Origin of the sequence: Chitinophaga sp. RAB17, from assembly GCF_052114225.1 — a bacterium.
In the GTDB taxonomy this organism is placed as follows: domain Bacteria; phylum Bacteroidota; class Bacteroidia; order Chitinophagales; family Chitinophagaceae; genus Chitinophaga.
In genome coordinates, this window is sequence record NZ_JBFREI010000020.1 from 60,519 (window position 1) to 76,832 (window position 16,314).

Sequence of the window (16,314 nt, forward strand, 5' to 3'; positions counted from 1 at the left end):
TTTCCCGGAAATAACGTATATTTTCATTAGCAAATCTGAAGGGGTATGCCTACAACTATACACACAACACTGCTGTCACTTGTTACGGCTGTATCTATCATTTTCTTACTCCTTTTCCTCCATTACAGATCCCGTTACCTTGTCCTCAAAGGCAGTGAAGCCGTTATGGTGCGCCATACCAACCAACAGGAAAAAGAACTCCTGCTGCTCCGTAAACAATTGTCGGAACTAAAGCTGCTCTCCCTGAAGTCACAGGTAAATCCGCATTTCCTATTCAATTGCCTGAATGGTATTTATACCGCCCTTATGACCGGAGAAACGGCCCTGGCACAGGAATATATATCCGGATTTGCCATGTTGCTGAGGAAAGTATTAATGCTGGCAGATAAAAACTTTATCTCTTTACAGGAAGAATCTGATATGCTTGAACTATACCTGAAACTGGAACAGCTACGCACCAATAACGGATTTGAATATACGCTCATCACAGATCCCCAAATTTCTCCTGCTGCATTACCTGTACCCTGTATGCTGGTACAACCCTTTGTGGAAAACGCCATCTGGCACGGACTGATGCATAAGGAAAAAGACCGGCGGCTACATATTCACTGGATGCAGCTACAAACTAATCTTTACGCCTGTGAAGTAACCGACAACGGTATTGGCCGCGTACAAGCCCTGCAATATCATCATGATGGCCTGAAGACGAATAACCATCACTCCCGGGGCATGGAAATATGTATGGAGAGAGCCTCCCTTTACAGATCCATGTACCATACCCAGTTTAATATTGAAATTACGGATCTCCCGGGAGAAGAGAACACGGTACAGGGGACCCGTGTATACATCACTTTTGAAGTAGACCCCAATATGAGCACCGCCCGCTAAAAAATCAATTTATAACCCACCCCGCGGATATTCACAATCTGTACCCTGGAATCATCCTTCAGGTACCGGCGGAGCTTTGTGATAAAAACGTCCATGCTGCGGGCATTAAAAAAATTATCATCTCCCCATAAATCCAGCAATACCGACTTCCGCTCCATTACCTCATTTTTGTTGTTGTATAACCGTTGTAAAATAGCTGCTTCGCGGTGAGACAGGAACTCAATGGTATTATTACGGGCAAGGGTTTGCTTGGTATAATTAAACACATACTGCCCAATAGATACGGCGCCTTCTTCCATTTCACGGGTGCCGGGATTGTCGCCGAAACGTTTCAATAAGGCGGTAATGCGTACAATCAGTTCATCCATACTGAAAGGCTTCTTCAGATAGTCATTGCCCCCCAGTTCAAAGCCCTTCACCACATCTGCTGTCTGCGATTTGGCCGTCAGGAAGATGATCGGCGTAAATTTATCCTGCTTGCGGATTTCTGCCGTAACAGTAAACCCGTCCATATTAGGCATCATAATATCCAGCACCACCACATCCGGATGCTCCTGCTGATATAAACGTAACCCTTCCTTGCCATCGGCCGCATACAACATTTCAAAACCCCGCATTTCAAGACTGTCTTTTACAATCTGTCCCAGCTGTACTTCATCTTCTATTAATAATACTTTTGCCATAACGTCTTTTATTTATTGTTGCTACGCTGAAGGGATGATAATAGTAAATTCGCTGCCTTTATCCGGCTCACTCTGCACATGTATAGTACCACCATGCATTTCCACAATCTTTTGCACATAACTTAAACCCAAACCAAAGCCTTTCACATTGTGCAGATTGCCTGTAGGTACCCGGAAAAACTTATCAAAGATACTTCCCTGGTACACCTTCGGGATACCAATACCATTGTCTTTCACCCGGATCTTTAAGATACCATTTTCCAGGCTGGTTTGTATATATAACTGTACCACTTCGCCCGAATATTTGATAGCATTATCTACCAGGTTATTGATAGCATTGGATAAATGTGTTTTATCCACGTACACCATTTTACCAGCCAGGTTATTGTCGTAGCGTAGCTGCAACTGTTTTCCTGCTTTCAGCTGATGATTGGACAGTATATTATCGATGACTTCATTCAGGTCTGTTTCTTCGCGGAACAACTCAATATCTTCTTTTTCTTCGGCTGCAATGTGCAATACTTTTTCTACCAGGTCGGATAAGCGCTGCAATTCATTCTTAGAAATGTCGAGATAGGTTTGTGTTTTGCGCTGATCGTTCAGTGCATTGAAATTCTGCAATGCTTCCACTGCAGCAGACACAGTAGCAATGGGCGTTTTCAGCTCATGTGTCATGTTGTTGATAAAATCATTCTTCACCTCTGATAACCTTTTTTGTTTGAGGATTGTTCTCAGCATATAAACAAAGCAGAGGGTAGTCAGCACCAGTAGCACCAATGAACTCAGCAGGGTCCAGATCATTTTCTGCAGGATAAACTGCAGGGGAGAATCGAAGCTGGCCTGTACAAAAAGACTGCTGGCCGGGTTAAAGGGGATCTTGGCCGTTTGCCGGGGCTCACGGCGGCGGATACTGTCTCTGAAACTTTCTCTTTCAAAGCCGCTATAGTTAAGATGAAATGTATCCATTTCGTAAGGTGTGGCAATTTGGCGGCTCGCCAGTTCTACCTTAAAAACGGAATCCAGCTTTACAAGGTTAGTGCTATCATTGTGTAAGTTGTTGGTAATGAGGATTTCAGAGATCTGTCTGGCCAAAGTATCCACGTAAACTTTTGAGGGGGAATCACTATGAAGGGCTTCTGGTGGAGGTGGAGCAGGATAACGGTCAAAGTCTCTTTGTCCCCTGAATCGTTTCCCTTTAGGCATGCCAATTTCTTCCAGCTGGTCAGCGAGCCCTCTCATTGGGCGGTTCAATGAATCTTTGTCCTTCCCGAAATATTTGATATAGCGGCGTACATCAGAAAACTGTTTATTGAAAACCGCCATACGGAGCGATTCATTAATTTCTTTGCTGAATTGTTCCTCTCTTAACCTGTAAGAATTGTACAGCCAGTAGCCCTGGAATAGAAATATACCCAGTATACAGACAGACATGAGGATGAGGATATTTCTGATTCTTTGTCTCATGAAGCATTTTAAGATCCCTACAAAACTATCCATTCCCGGTTTAATACCGGCTAATCTCTTAACAGTAATTAACAGTAAATAAGGAAGATTAACGCTTACAGATAGTCCTTAACAGTAAATAACAGTAAATAAAGCTTTTTAACCCAAAAAATGAAAGCGAAAGAGCATTTTTGTGATAACAAAAACAACCAGGTATGAACCGAACTATCCGTTTATTCATTGCGGCTGCCACGCTGCTTTCTGCTACCAGCCCGGCATTTGCACAGCAATCAGGTACTATTGAATATGAAGTCACTGCTAAAACAGATCCGGAGCGTATGCGCGGTTTCCAGCGCGGTGGCGATGATGCGCCGGCTATACCGGATGTCATCACCTTCAAACAAACCTTTACTTTTAGTAACAACATTGGTAAAATCACTACAGAACGTCCTGACTTTGGTGGCGGCAGAAGACAACGCGCCGATGGGGACACCAGTGCAGGCAGAAGACAGCGTCCACAAGGCGATACCAGCAACCGTAACGGACGCAGGCCGGGCATGGGTGGCGGTATTGGGCGTGGTAACAACGCCCAATACGTAGATCTGGCCAACAAAAAATATGAACAGGTATTCAGCACTTTTGGCGATGATAAGAAAACTTATTACACAGAAGAGGATTTCATCATTACCGCTAATACCAAGTCATCTGACAAGACTAAAAAAATAGCCGGATACAACTGCAAAAAGGCCACCATACAGCTGAAAGACGACACTTATACTGTTTGGTATACCACAGAATTGCCGTTCAGCTTTTCTCCTCTCAATGGCTTGTTACCCGAAAACAATGCAGTAGTACTGTCGGCAGAAGGCAGTAACCGTTCTTTCGTTGCAAAAAATGTAACCCTGAAAGCCATAACAGATGCAGATCTGAGCCTTCCTGCCGGCGCTGAAAAAATAACGCAGGATCAAATGAGAGAAATCAGGAAACAGGAAATGGATAAATTACGTAAGCGGCAACAACAATAGTGAATTTCATCCTAACTTTCCCCTTTCCTGTTAATTTCATTTATGAAGAAACTTATACAACTCTTGCTGATACTGGGTTTGGGCATATCATATGCCCAGGCCCAGTCGCAACAAGGAAAGATTAAAGGCCAATTGACTGACTCCAGCAGCAGGGAGGCGATGCCGGCTGCCACAGTGGTACTGCTAAACGCAAAAGACTCCAGCGTTGCCAGCACAACCATGACGGATACCAAGGGCAATTTTGAACTGACCAGTGTGGCAGATGGCGCCTACCGCCTCTATGTAAGCTTCCTGGGCTACAAACCGCTCAACAAACAAGTACAGATAACTCCCGACCACAGAGATATTTCCCTCGGCAACATCGCTATGGGACATAAAGGCGTAAATCTTAACACCGTTGAAATCGTGGATGAAAAGCCGCCGATTGTAGTGAAAAAAGATACCCTTGAATTTAATGCGGATGCCTTCAAAACCCGCGAGAATGCAGTAGTTGAAGACCTTCTTAAAAAGTTACCCGGCGTTACAGTGGACAAAGATGGCGCTATCACCGCACAAGGTGAAACCGTTACAAAAGTATTGGTAGATGGTAAACCTTTTTTCGGCAATGACCCGAAACTGGCTACCAAAAACCTTCCTGCAAACATCATTGATAAAGTACAGCTGATAGATAAGAAATCTGATCAGGCACAATTTACCGGGATCGATGACGGACAAACAGAAAAAACAATCAATATCACCATCAAAAAAGATAAGAAAAAAGGGATGTTTGGCCGCGCCACAGCAGGGTATGGAACAGATGACCGCTACGGTGTTTCTCTTAGCTTAAACCGCTTCCGCGAAAATCAACAGATGTCGTTGTTAGGTGGAGGGAACAATGTGAACAACATGGGTTATACACAGCAGGATCAGATGAGCTTCAGTTCTGCCGGTGGAGGAAGAGGTGGTGGCCGTGGTGGAGGAGGCGGAGGCATGCGCGGCATGGCACAAAGCTTCGGAGGCGGTGGTAACAATTCCGGTATCACCCGCAACTGGAACACCGGTTTGAACTTTAACCAGGACTTCAGTAAAAAACTGATCGTAAACGGTAGCTACTTTTTTAATGATACCAAAACGGATGTAGAACAAAAACAGGAAAGACAAACGTTCTCCACAGACAAGGCCGGTAAGTCAAATACCACCTACGACAATTCCAATTCCGTATCACAAACAGATAACAGTAACAACCGCATTTCCGCCCGTATAGAATATACGATCGATTCATTGCATTCCCTGATCTTTACACCCACTTATTCCCTCACTAACGGCAACAGCTATAGTATTACCAATAATGTGTCGCTGAACACAGCCAGGGACTCGATCAATAAAGGTGTTACAGTAAACGATGGGCAGGGTAATAATACCAACGTTGGTGGGTCCCTGTTATTCCGTAAACGGTTTAAAAAGCAAGGCCGGTCACTGAGTGCAAACTTCAATTACAGCAATAGTAATAACGATCAGCAAAACTATGTGAAGTCCAGTTTTTACTTCTTCGATAAGGATAGTGTGAATGCTTTTAATCAGCGTAACCAGATCAATACCGATAGTCGTAATGAAAGTGTCAACCTCACGTATACAGAGCCTATAGGGAGAGACCGTTACCTTGAAGCGAACTATGGTATCACCAAATACAATAGCACCAGCACCAAGTACACGTATGATTATGACGCAGGAAAAGATGAATACACCTCTATGAATGACTCACTGAGCAACGTTTTCACCAACAGCACATTGAACCAGCAGGCAGGGCTATCCGTCCGGACCAACAAACTGAAATACGATTACTCATTCGGATTGAATGTATTGTTCAACAACCTGGATAATACCACCCATTCCTTCCTCACAGGGAAAGACACCCTCATTCAGCAACGTACAGTTAATTTTGCACCGCAGGCCTCTTTTAACTATATGTTTTCGAAAAGCAAACGGTTACGCATCAACTATAACGGAAGCACGCAACAGCCTACTGTACAGCAGCTGGCACCCGTGCCGGACAACAGCAATCAGTTGTACATACAGCTGGGTAATCCAGACCTTAAGCCTTCATTCAACAATAACCTGAACATCAATTTCAACCAGTTTAACAATATCACTTTCCGTGGTATGTTTGCCTCCCTGAATGGGTCGTACTCGATGAATAAAATCATCAATGCCACCACATTGGATAATACGACTGGTAAGCAAACCGTGAAACCTGTTAACGTAAATGGATTTTTTAGTGTCCGTGGTATGGTGCACAACTCTATTCCATTATCTAAAACACCCGGACAAAACCTGAATACCGGTACCACTATCGGTTACAGCAGGGATGTTATTATGGTAAATAATACCACCAGTTACACCGGAACGTTGCAGTTATCTCAGTCTGCCAATGTGAATTATATGTACAAGGAGCTGCTGGATGTATCGCTGGGCGGCAGTATCAACTATAACGCTGTCCACTATACGCAGGCAGCAAATGATAATCAGAAAGATACCCGTTACCTGGATTACAACATCAATACAGACTTTAACATTAACCTGCCTAAAGGCTTTATGATAGGCAGTGATATCACTTGCACGCTGAACCGCGGCAGACCCGTAGGATATAATCTGACTTCTACTATGTGGAATGCCAATATCTCAAAGTATGTATTCCCTAAAAAACAAGGTATGATTAAGGTACAGGGCTTTGATTTGCTGAGACAATATATCAGTGTAACCCGTTCGGTAGCTGATAACTATATTCAGGATACACAAAGCAATGTGCTGCAGCAATATTTCATGGTGAGTTTCACCTACTTCCTGAACAAATTTGGAGGTAACACCAAAGGCGGAGACAGAGGTAACCGTATGGGCTTCCCCGGAGGCCGGGGCGGTGGAGGCGGGGGATTCCGTCAGGGCAGAGGATTTTAAACAACGCCGAAAGCAAAAAGGCGAAAGCAAAAAGCTATTGAAGCGAAAGACCAATGCAGATAGTAATTCCTCTCTGATCCTTCGCTTCAATAGCTTTTTGCTTTCGCCTTTTTGCTTTCGGCTATTTAAATAGATACCGTTCTTCTTCTACCAGCCAGCACTCGTTTCAACACCCAGGAAAGTGTAAAGGTGGGGATGAAATCTGTTCCGGGAAATAATTCCTCCATAAAGTTAAAAACACTACCAAAGGTGCCAAGTGTACCGCCAAACATGCGGTAGAAAATAATGGCAGAAATGGGGGCCCAGATAAAGTCGCTGACTTCTCCTAAAACCGGTACCGCATAACTGGCGCACCCTAAAACGTCCATCAGGATGCAGATCCATAAACTGGGAGTATATTTTTTATCCATATCAACCTCCGCTTTTTCTGTACTTAAACAAATTACTTACCAAATTTTAAATACTACCTGCAATTTAACATATAAACGTAGTAGGACAGCAGATAGTTCTACGCGAAAAATAAAATCCGTATTTCCACGTCTTTTTTCATCCCAAAACGTAGCAGGGGCTTGTAAGTAACGATAATTTCAACTACATTGATCTCCATTTAAAGCAAACCTTTTTATGCACCAGGAAAACTCACGCCGCGATATGATAAAAAAAGTAGCCACCATGGCCTTGGCATCCACCGCGCTATCATCGCTCACTAACCGGGTATCTGCACATGAAAACGCAGTAGACCAGCCTTTAAAAGGCAAAATTAACCACTCCGTATGTGCGTGGTGTTATAATATTCCACTGGATGATTTGTGCAAAGCCGCTAAAAATATCGGCATCCATTCTATTGATCTGGTAGATCCGAAAGACTTCTCCATACTGAAGAAGAATGACATGATCACCGCCATGGTAGCCAGTAACGGTCCTGACTGGGGCATTACCAAAGGGTTTAATACCGTAGCGCACCACGATAAACTGGAAGAATATTTCAAACATTATATAGACGAAACCGCCAAAGCCGGCTTCTCCAACTTAATCTGCTTTTCGGGCAACCGTAACGGGATGAGCGATCAGGAAGGCATTGACAACTGTACCAAAGGATTGCAGCGGATCATTGGCTATGCAGAAAAGAAAAAAGTAACCCTGGTAATGGAGCTGCTGAACAGTAAAGTAGATCACCACGACTACCAGTGCGATCATACTGCCTGGGGTGTAGCACTCTGTAAATCATTGGGTTCTCCTAATTTCAAGCTGTTATATGATATCTACCATATGCAGATTATGGAGGGAGATGTAATCCGCAACATCCGTGATCACCATGAATATATAGCACATTACCATACTGGTGGCGTTCCGGGTCGTCATGAAATAGATGAAACCCAGGAGCTGTTTTACCCGGCTATTATGAAGGCGATCTACGAAACCGGTTTCAAAGGTCATGTGGCGCAGGAGTTCATTCCAGCACACAAAGATCAGATTGCCTCTCTCACACAGGCGATCGGAATTTGTGATATCGCTTAAATTCATAAATATATCCTACTTTCGCACACTAGTCCACCAAAACAGTAGGGTATACTAATGAAACAATATTACAAAAAGCCTTTATCATGGCTGCTCAACGAGTCGGCTGATGAAAGTAAACATACGCTGAAACGTACGTTGAACGGCTTCCAGCTGCTAATGCTGGGTTTGGGTGTTATTATCGGAGCAGGATTATTTTCCCTGACAGGACCTGCAGCCGGTAATAACGCCGGACCGGCCATTACACTTTCCTTTATCGTTGCGGGTGTAGGTTGCGCTTTTGCGGGCCTTTGCTACGCCGAATTTGCCTCCATGATACCAGTGGCCGGCAGTGCATACACGTACGCTTATACCACTATGGGAGAGCAACTGGCGTGGATTATAGGCTGGGACCTGGTGCTGGAGTTTTCCGTAGGCGCCGCCACAGTAGCCATCAGCTGGTCTAACTACCTGGTAGAATTCCTGGCCAGGTATAAAGTTTATGTCCCTGCACAATTTATACATTCTCCTTTTGAAACCGTTACCCTGGCCAATGGCGTAACCACACACGGCTATTTTAACCTGCCGGCTGCGCTGGTGGTGATATTGATGTCTCTCATTTTAATACGCGGCACCAAAGGCTCTGCCCTGTGGAATGCAGTGGTAGTATCCCTGAAAGTAGGGGTAGTTCTCGTTTTCATCATTCTAGGCTGGAAATATATACAGCCAGCCAATCTCACCCCATATATTCCTAAAAACACCGGGAACTTCGGAGAATATGGCGTTTCTGGTATCCTAAGAGGCGCAGGCGTCATTTTCTTCGTGTACCTGGGCTTCGATATTGTAAGTACGGCTGCACAGGAAACCAAAAATCCCCGGCGAAATATGCCTATCGGTATTTTGGGTTCACTGGGGGTGTGTACGGTGCTCTTCATTCTTTTTGCGCACGTGCTAACGGGTTTAGCGCCCTACCAGGAGTTTAAAAACAGTGCGGCACCTGTGGCTATCGCCATTGCACATACGCCGTTCAAATGGCTGGGGCAAATGATTATTCTGGCCATTATCGTTGGTTATACCTCCGTCATCCTGGTGGATTTATGGGGACAGTCAAGGGTATTTTATTCTATGTCGAAAGATGGATTGTTACCGAAAATATTTTCAGATGTACATCCCCGTTATCGCACTCCCTGGAAAAGCAATATCCTCTTTTGTGTGTTTGTAAGTTTGTTTGCGGCGCTGGTACCGATAAGGGTAGTAGGGGAGATGACCAGCATAGGCACCCTGCTGGCTTTTGTAATCGTATGCGCGGGGGTATGGATGATGCGTCGTTCCATGCCTGATGCACCGCGTGCATTCAAAACACCCTGGGTTCCTTTTGTACCCATCATGGGCATCCTCACCTGTACGGTAATGATGGCGTTTCTGCCCTGGGATACCTGGCTACGCCTCATTATATGGATGGCAATAGGAATGCTGATCTATCAATTTTACGGTAAAAAACACAGTAAGGTGCGGAAATCCCTGCAGGACTAGAACTTCCAGTCCTGCCGCAGAATACCCATTACCACCATATCCACATACTGCCCATGCAGTTTGGCGCTATGGCGCAAGGTACCTTCCCGGGCAAACCCCAGCTTAATGGGGATTTGCCCGCTCCGTTCATTTTGTAACACGAAACGGATTTCTATTTTGTTCAGGTGCAGTTTTTTAAAGGCAAAAGAAATCAGTCCTTTACAAGCAGCGGTAGCAATGCCTTTACGCTGAAACGACTCACCTATCCAGTAGCCTATTTCAGCTTTCTGTAACTGATGATCCCAGCCATGCAAATCAATAACGCCACAAAACTGTTGCTGATACCATACGCCCAAAGCAACAGCCTCTTGTTCTTCGGCCTTGCGGAGCATTAATTGTATAAAACGGAGGGAATGTTCTTCGTTGGTATTATAATCTACCCAGGGTAAAAACTTACGCAGACTTTTCCGCGACACATCCAGTTGTTTATATACCAGTGGGGCATCCTGCAGTTGCAGTTGTCGCAGGTATATATTTTCATTGACAGTAATTTCGAACATAGCTGGATTTAAAGGGGCGTTAAACTTACACCGATTTAACGTAAAATCCAACCAGCATTTAGTATTTGGCCGTTAGCTCTTAGTCTGCTTGTAGAGCAATCTAAGAACTAACGGCCAAATACTAAATGCTATTCCTGTTTATTGTTTTGCCAATAACTGCTGTCTGGCCATATCCTTCACCACTTGCTGAGCATATAAAACAGCCATTCTTTCTGTTGTTGGCGGATCAAAAGACTGTGACTGCACAGAGTATAACATTTGTCCACTCTTCAGATCATACAGATTACCTTCCCACTGATATTTAGTGTTGTAGGTATAATATCCGGGCGCATACATTCTGGAAGACCACATAGAGTAATAAGGCCAGAATCCATAATAGCCGTAGGGCTGATAGTTAGGAACAAAGTTTCTTTCTCTGCCTTTATCCAGCATTACAATGGTCATCACCTGATTTACATCGCTACCCTGTAATTGCTTCAATACCTGTTTTTCCGTCATCTTGCCAAACTCCTGAGGTCCGTAGGTCTGTAGTGCCGACACGGCATTATATCCTTTTCTTTTAAGTTCCGCTACTGTATAGTTTTCCATTTGGCTGCGCAACGTACGATCTCTCTGAGGTACCAGTGCCATCACCATTATTTTGTTTTCCTTCTGCAGCTGCTGTGCATCATTAGAACGCCAGGAAGACGTTACTTTGGTGCTTGTACAGGCTGCCATGGCTATGATTGCAAATCCTGCCATGATAAGACCCAGCTTTTTCATATTCCCTCCTTTAGTTTGATTAATTTGTATCTGTTAGACGTAGAAGGGAGCATTTTGTAACATCTACAAGACAGTTTTAACAATTCTTTGTCACTTGTTAATAATTTGCTAATGAGTGGTTTATACACAATAAAAAGGGCATCCCGGAAACCGGAATGCCCTTTTGTAATTAATGACAGCTTCTAGTAATTTATAACCTGCTCTTCGATGGCAGCAGGGACTTCCCTGAATTTGTAGAGTTGTGTGCGTAACTGTGGTTCAAATCCAGCTTCGCGGATCGCTTCCTGCATAGACAGGTAAGTAAAGCGATGTGGTGCACCGGCAGCACTTACCACGTTTTCTTCGATCATAATAGACCCAAAGTCGTTGGCACCGGCATGCAAACAAAGTTGCGCTACCTGCTTACCAACCGTCAACCAGGATGCCTGAATGTTCTTAACATTCGGCAGCATGATACGGCTCATCGCAATCATACGGATATACTCCTCTGCAGTAGTCATATTATGCACACCACGGATTTTTGCCAGCAACGTATCTACATCCTGGAATGTCCATGGTATAAAGGCGGTGAAACCGTAGTGTCCTTCCGGTTTTTCGCTCTGTACCTGCCGGATATCCACCAGGTGTTCAAAGCGTTCCAGCACTGTTTCTACGTGGCCGAACATCATGGTGGCAGATGAAGCGATATTCAGCTTATGAGCAGCACGCATTACATCCAGCCATTCCTGTGCACCGCATTTGCCTTTGGAGATCAAACGGCGTACGCGATCGTTCAGTATTTCAGCACCGGCGCCGGGAAGGCTGTCCATACCAGCTTCCTGTAAAGCACGCAATACTTCAATGTGTGTGCTTTTTTCCAGCTTGGTGATATGAGCTACTTCGGGGGGCCCGAGGGTATGTAATCTTAATTCCGGATATAACTGTTTCAGTTCTTTAAAGAGATTCACATAGAAGCTGAGTCCCAGCTCCGGATGGTGGCCTCCCTGCAACAGCAGCTGATCTCCGCCATACTTCAGGGTTTCCTCAATCTTCTTCTTATACTCTTCTATAGGCGTGATATAAGCCTCTTTGTGGCCTGGAATACGATAAAAGTTACAGAACTTACAGTTGGCTGTGCACACATTGGTGGTGTTCACGTTTCTGTCTATCTGCCAGGTTACCTTACCATGCGGCACCTGTTGCTTTCTTAACTCGTTGGCTATCTCCATCAGTTCCGCCAGTGGTGCGTTTTCAAACAGATAAACACCCTCTGCTGCTGTCAGAAATCCGAAATCCTGCGCCTTTTTATATAAATCCTGAAGTTCCATTTGCTAATATTTCTAACCGGGAATAAACTTAGGCAAAGGTAGTATTTAGGTAAATAACCGCCCGTAATAAATATATTTTATACGAACACTTTTTAATGTTAAATTTAGATTCATATACATCCCTGCATCCCCCAGTATGCTTAGACCAATTCTGTTACACGTTATGCTGCTCCTGGCAGCCACCGCCGGCACATCAACCAGAGCACTAGCCGGAAATACCACGTCCTACAACGATAGTACTCGCGAAGCCATGCTCATCACCCGTTTCCACTTCAAACAATACTATGGAGGGGTAGTTGTCGTTCAGGCATTAGTCAGTAATTATCCGGATACCCTGCAATTTATCCTGGATACAGGCAGTGCTGGCATTTCCCTTGACACCGCCACCTGTATGAGGCTGGGTATCAAAATGGAACCTTCAGACCGGATCATCAAAGGACTGGGCAGTTCCAAACCCGTATCATTTGCCCGCAATCATTCCCTGAAATTGCCCGGACTCACAGTAGATAGTCTTGACTTCCATATCAACGATTATGAACTTATCAGCCAGGTATACGGTATACAGGTAGATGGTATCATGGGATTCAGTTTACTGAGCAGGTATATCGTCACCATAGATTACGATACAGAAGAAATCCTCATCTATTCCAAAGGAAAATATACTTACCCAAAAGGTGGACAACTCCTGAAACCGTCGCTCACACAAATACCGCTGATATCCGCTCCATTAAAAACCGGTCTGAAAACCATCAACAACCGTTATTATTTTGATACCGGCGCAGGTATGTGTTTATTGCTCTCTACTCAGTTTGTAAACGACAGTAGTGTACTGCAGGGCAAAAGGCGTCGTAGCAAAAGAATGATTCAAACAGAAGCCCAGGGGCTGGGAGGTAAGATGGCAATGTCTCTCACCACCATCAATGAATTCCGCATCGGCAACTACAGCTTCCGGAACGTGCCCACTTACATCTTCGATGATAGGACTAACGTTACCGCCTATCCTTTTCTAGGAGGTATGATAGGCAACGATTTGCTGAGACGCTTTAATATCACGCTCAACTACGGCAAGAAGGAAATATACATGGTGCCCAACTCGCATTTCCGTGATATGTTTGACTACTCCTACACAGGTTTGATCATTTATCTGATCAACGGCAGGGTAGAAGTAACCGATATTATCAAAGGCTCACCAGCAGAAAAAGCGGGCTTCAGGAAAGGTGATATTATTATGGCCATCAACAATAACCTCGGCCCAAACCTGCAGCTATTCAGGGAAATCTTAAAAAACATAGGTACCCGGGCCATTTGCCTGATCAGCCGGGACAAAGACCTCCTTATCAAAAAGTTGCCAATAAAAAGCATACTTTGACGTTATTTGTGTCATGTGGCGTTTTATATGGATAGTAACCGTGTTTTCTTGCAATGCCCTTATGTCTGCCTACGCACAGCGTAAAAGCACACCATCTGCAGATGCAAACGAAAATAAAAAGCCGGTAGCAGTTATCCCTTTCCAACTGGTGGATAAACATGTGATCATTCCTGTGCTGATTTCCGGCAGTACGGATACCCTGCATTTTATTTTTGACAGTGGAGCTGAAGTAACGGTGCTACATACCACCACCGCAGCCAGATTACGGCTCAAAAGTTCCGCAGAAGCCTATATGAGTGGCACCAATAACGCAATGGTGCAAACGGCAGTAACCACCCTTAATGTATTGTATCTGCAGGAACAACGCCTTCCTTATGTAAAGGCCTACCTGGAAAACCTGGATGATCTGGGCCCTGTAGACGGCATCATAGGCGTAGCGTTGATGAAAACCTATATTGTGAAAATTGATTACCGTAAACAACAACTGGTATTATACAAAGCAGGGAAAACCCCTATTGGTAACGCGGGCCGCTTGCTGCATTTTCAACTTAATTTTACCACCCCCGTAATAGACGCTTCTATACAACTACCCAATGGCAGCCGGCTGCCCGGCCACTACCACATTACTACCGGTGGCGACTATGGCATCCTTTTCAACTGGCCTTATGTAGACAAAAACAAACTCAATACCCTGCTGCCTACTGTTAATACCGACAGGGTACAGGATATGGTCAAAGTATTATACTATATCAATAGTTCGGTTCCCTCACTGGAATTGGGCGGCCACAGCATTAAAAATGTACCCGTCAGTTATAGCAAAGATATTGACGACCTCGGCGTATTTACCGAAGTAGCCGGCTCCATTGGTTACGATATCTGGAAGGACTTTACACTTACCATTAATTACGACCGGAAAGAACTTTACCTGGAGTAAATTGCTAACGTTTAGCCGTTACCTTTTAGTCAGATGCAACAGACCATCCCAGGATACCATTCCCAATTTTTTGCTAAAAGCGAACAGCTAAACCCTAAAAGCTGTCAAAAGCTACCCGTAATTCCCTATTTTTACCATATTGACCAATAAAAAGATATGATCCATTATAATAAGTTTACGCTGGCAAACGGACTGAGAGTAATTGTTCACGAAGACCACACCACGCCTATGGCGGTCATAAATGTACTGTATGATGTAGGCGCAAGGGATGAAGACCCTGCACAAACGGGGTTTGCCCACTTATTTGAACACCTGATGTTTGGCGGCTCCATCAATATTCCCTCTTATGATGAGCCCCTGCAAATGGCTGGAGGAGAGAATAACGCCTATACTACCAGTGATCTGACCAACTACTATATTCAGTTGCCTGCAGAAAATATTGAAACAGGCTTCTGGCTGGAAAGCGACCGTATGCTCTCCCTGGCCTTTGATGAAAAGAGCCTGGATGTGCAACGTAAAGTAGTATCAGAAGAATTTAAGGAACATTACATCAACAAGCCCTATGGCGATGTATGGCATAAAATGCGCGAACTGTCCTACAGTACGCATCCTTATCGCTGGATGACCATAGGCAAGGAATTATCTCACATAGAAAATGCTAAACTGGAAGATGTGAAAGCATTTTTCTTTAAGTATTACCGGCCGGTCAATGCGATCCTTGCCGTTGGCGGTAATGTTACCGTTGAACAGGTGAAAGCACTGGCGGAGAAATGGTTTGGAGATATTCCTTCCGGAGAAAAATACCAACGCCACCTGCCGGTTGAACCGCCACAGACAGCTGCCCATAAACTGGAAGTAAAAGCCAATGTGCCACTGGATGCGTTATACAAATGCTATCATATGTATGCACGCACCGACAAGCGTTACTATGCGGCAGATCTTATTTCCGATATTCTGGGCGGAGGAAGTTCCTCCCGTTTGCACCAGGTACTGGTAAAAGAAAAAAAACTATTCAGCAACATTGAGTGTTATCATTTTGGAAGCCTCGATGCCGGCTTACTCACCATTGAAGGTAAACTGGTAAAAGGCGTAAAGATGAAAGACGCTGAAAAAGCCATACAACAGGAACTCGAGAAATTACAAAACGAAGTGATTTCAGAAAGAGAGCTGCAAAAAGTAAAAAACCGCGTAGAAAGCTTACTGGCTTTTGAAGATATGAGTTTACTGAACCGCGCCAACAACCTGGCTTTTTATGAACTGCTTGGCGATGCCGAAGGAATGAACCACGAATTTGAAAATTACGAAGTAGTAACGGCGGCAGAATTACATGAAGAAGCAAAACTGTTACTTGATGAAAAGAATTCCAACACTATTTACTATTACGCTGCAAACTAAATCTGTGG

Annotated in this window: 14 protein-coding genes; 8 read left to right on the forward strand and 6 right to left on the reverse strand. The window is 44.4% G+C overall.

Features of this window, described 5'->3' with window-relative positions:
* The first annotated feature begins 45 nt into the window (after positions 1-45).
* Positions 46-888, forward strand: a complete 843-nt coding sequence (locus tag AB4Z08_RS34385; RefSeq protein WP_441578313.1) for a sensor histidine kinase — start codon at positions 46-48, stop codon at positions 886-888.
* On the opposite strand, the gene AB4Z08_RS34390 is transcribed toward AB4Z08_RS34385, so the two are convergent.
* The gene (locus AB4Z08_RS34390) at positions 885-1,571 is read right to left on the reverse strand and encodes a response regulator transcription factor (RefSeq protein WP_441578314.1); all 687 of its coding nucleotides are present in this window, start codon (positions 1,569-1,571) and stop codon (positions 885-887) included. The genes AB4Z08_RS34385 and AB4Z08_RS34390 overlap by 4 nt on opposite strands.
* Before the next feature lie 21 nt (positions 1,572-1,592).
* Positions 1,593-3,035: a sensor histidine kinase gene (locus AB4Z08_RS34395; protein WP_441578315.1), complete on the reverse strand. Its 1,443-nt coding sequence runs from the start codon at positions 3,033-3,035 to the stop codon at positions 1,593-1,595.
* Positions 3,036-3,229: 194 nt separating this feature from the next.
* On the opposite strand from AB4Z08_RS34395, the gene AB4Z08_RS34400 reads away from it, so the two are divergent.
* Together AB4Z08_RS34400 and AB4Z08_RS34405 are read left to right on the forward strand one after the other, a co-directional pair.
* Positions 3,230-4,039 carry a GLPGLI family protein gene (locus AB4Z08_RS34400; protein ID WP_441578316.1) on the forward strand — a complete coding sequence of 270 codons (810 nt, stop codon included), beginning with the start codon at positions 3,230-3,232 and terminating at the stop codon, positions 4,037-4,039.
* A 42-nt stretch (positions 4,040-4,081) separates the two neighbouring features.
* Entirely contained in the window at positions 4,082-6,970 is a 2,889-nt protein-coding gene (locus AB4Z08_RS34405) for an outer membrane beta-barrel protein (protein WP_441578317.1), read from the forward strand.
* A gap of 125 nt (positions 6,971-7,095) precedes the next feature.
* On the opposite strand, the gene AB4Z08_RS34410 is transcribed toward AB4Z08_RS34405, so the two are convergent.
* Positions 7,096-7,380, reverse strand: a complete 285-nt coding sequence (locus AB4Z08_RS34410; RefSeq protein WP_441578318.1) for a hypothetical protein — start codon at positions 7,378-7,380, stop codon at positions 7,096-7,098.
* A 241-nt stretch (positions 7,381-7,621) separates the two neighbouring features.
* Between AB4Z08_RS34410 and AB4Z08_RS34415 the strand changes: the two genes are divergently transcribed.
* Positions 7,622-8,488 carry a hydroxypyruvate isomerase family protein gene (locus tag AB4Z08_RS34415; protein ID WP_441578319.1) on the forward strand — a complete coding sequence of 289 codons (867 nt, stop codon included), beginning with the start codon at positions 7,622-7,624 and terminating at the stop codon, positions 8,486-8,488.
* Between the two features lie 57 nt (positions 8,489-8,545).
* On the forward strand, positions 8,546-10,000 hold the full coding sequence (locus AB4Z08_RS34420) for an amino acid permease (protein ID WP_441578320.1): 1,455 nt from the start codon (positions 8,546-8,548) through the stop codon (positions 9,998-10,000).
* On the opposite strand, the gene AB4Z08_RS34425 is transcribed toward AB4Z08_RS34420, so the two are convergent.
* From AB4Z08_RS34425 to mqnC, 3 genes are all read right to left on the reverse strand, one after another.
* On the reverse strand, positions 9,997-10,539 hold the full coding sequence (locus AB4Z08_RS34425) for a GNAT family N-acetyltransferase (RefSeq protein ID WP_441578321.1): 543 nt from the start codon (positions 10,537-10,539) through the stop codon (positions 9,997-9,999). The two genes, AB4Z08_RS34420 and AB4Z08_RS34425, sit on opposite strands and share 4 nt — an antisense overlap.
* A gap of 138 nt (positions 10,540-10,677) precedes the next feature.
* Positions 10,678-11,301, reverse strand: coding sequence for a hypothetical protein (locus AB4Z08_RS34430; RefSeq protein ID WP_441578322.1), 624 nt, complete (start codon positions 11,299-11,301; stop codon positions 10,678-10,680).
* Between the two features lie 182 nt (positions 11,302-11,483).
* On the reverse strand, positions 11,484-12,608 hold the full coding sequence (mqnC, locus tag AB4Z08_RS34435; RefSeq protein WP_441578323.1) for a cyclic dehypoxanthinyl futalosine synthase: 1,125 nt from the start codon (positions 12,606-12,608) through the stop codon (positions 11,484-11,486).
* Between the two features lie 136 nt (positions 12,609-12,744).
* Here mqnC and AB4Z08_RS34440 point away from each other — a divergent pair, with 136 nt between their 5' ends.
* From AB4Z08_RS34440 to AB4Z08_RS34450, 3 genes are all read left to right on the forward strand, one after another.
* On the forward strand, positions 12,745-13,977 hold the full coding sequence (locus AB4Z08_RS34440) for an aspartyl protease family protein (protein ID WP_441578324.1): 1,233 nt from the start codon (positions 12,745-12,747) through the stop codon (positions 13,975-13,977).
* Between the two features lie 61 nt (positions 13,978-14,038).
* Positions 14,039-14,911, forward strand: a complete 873-nt coding sequence (locus tag AB4Z08_RS34445) for an aspartyl protease family protein (protein WP_441578325.1) — start codon at positions 14,039-14,041, stop codon at positions 14,909-14,911.
* 156 nt (positions 14,912-15,067) lie between these two features.
* Entirely contained in the window at positions 15,068-16,306 is a 1,239-nt protein-coding gene (locus AB4Z08_RS34450; protein ID WP_441578326.1) for a M16 family metallopeptidase, read from the forward strand.
* The last annotated feature ends 8 nt before the right edge of the window (positions 16,307-16,314 follow it).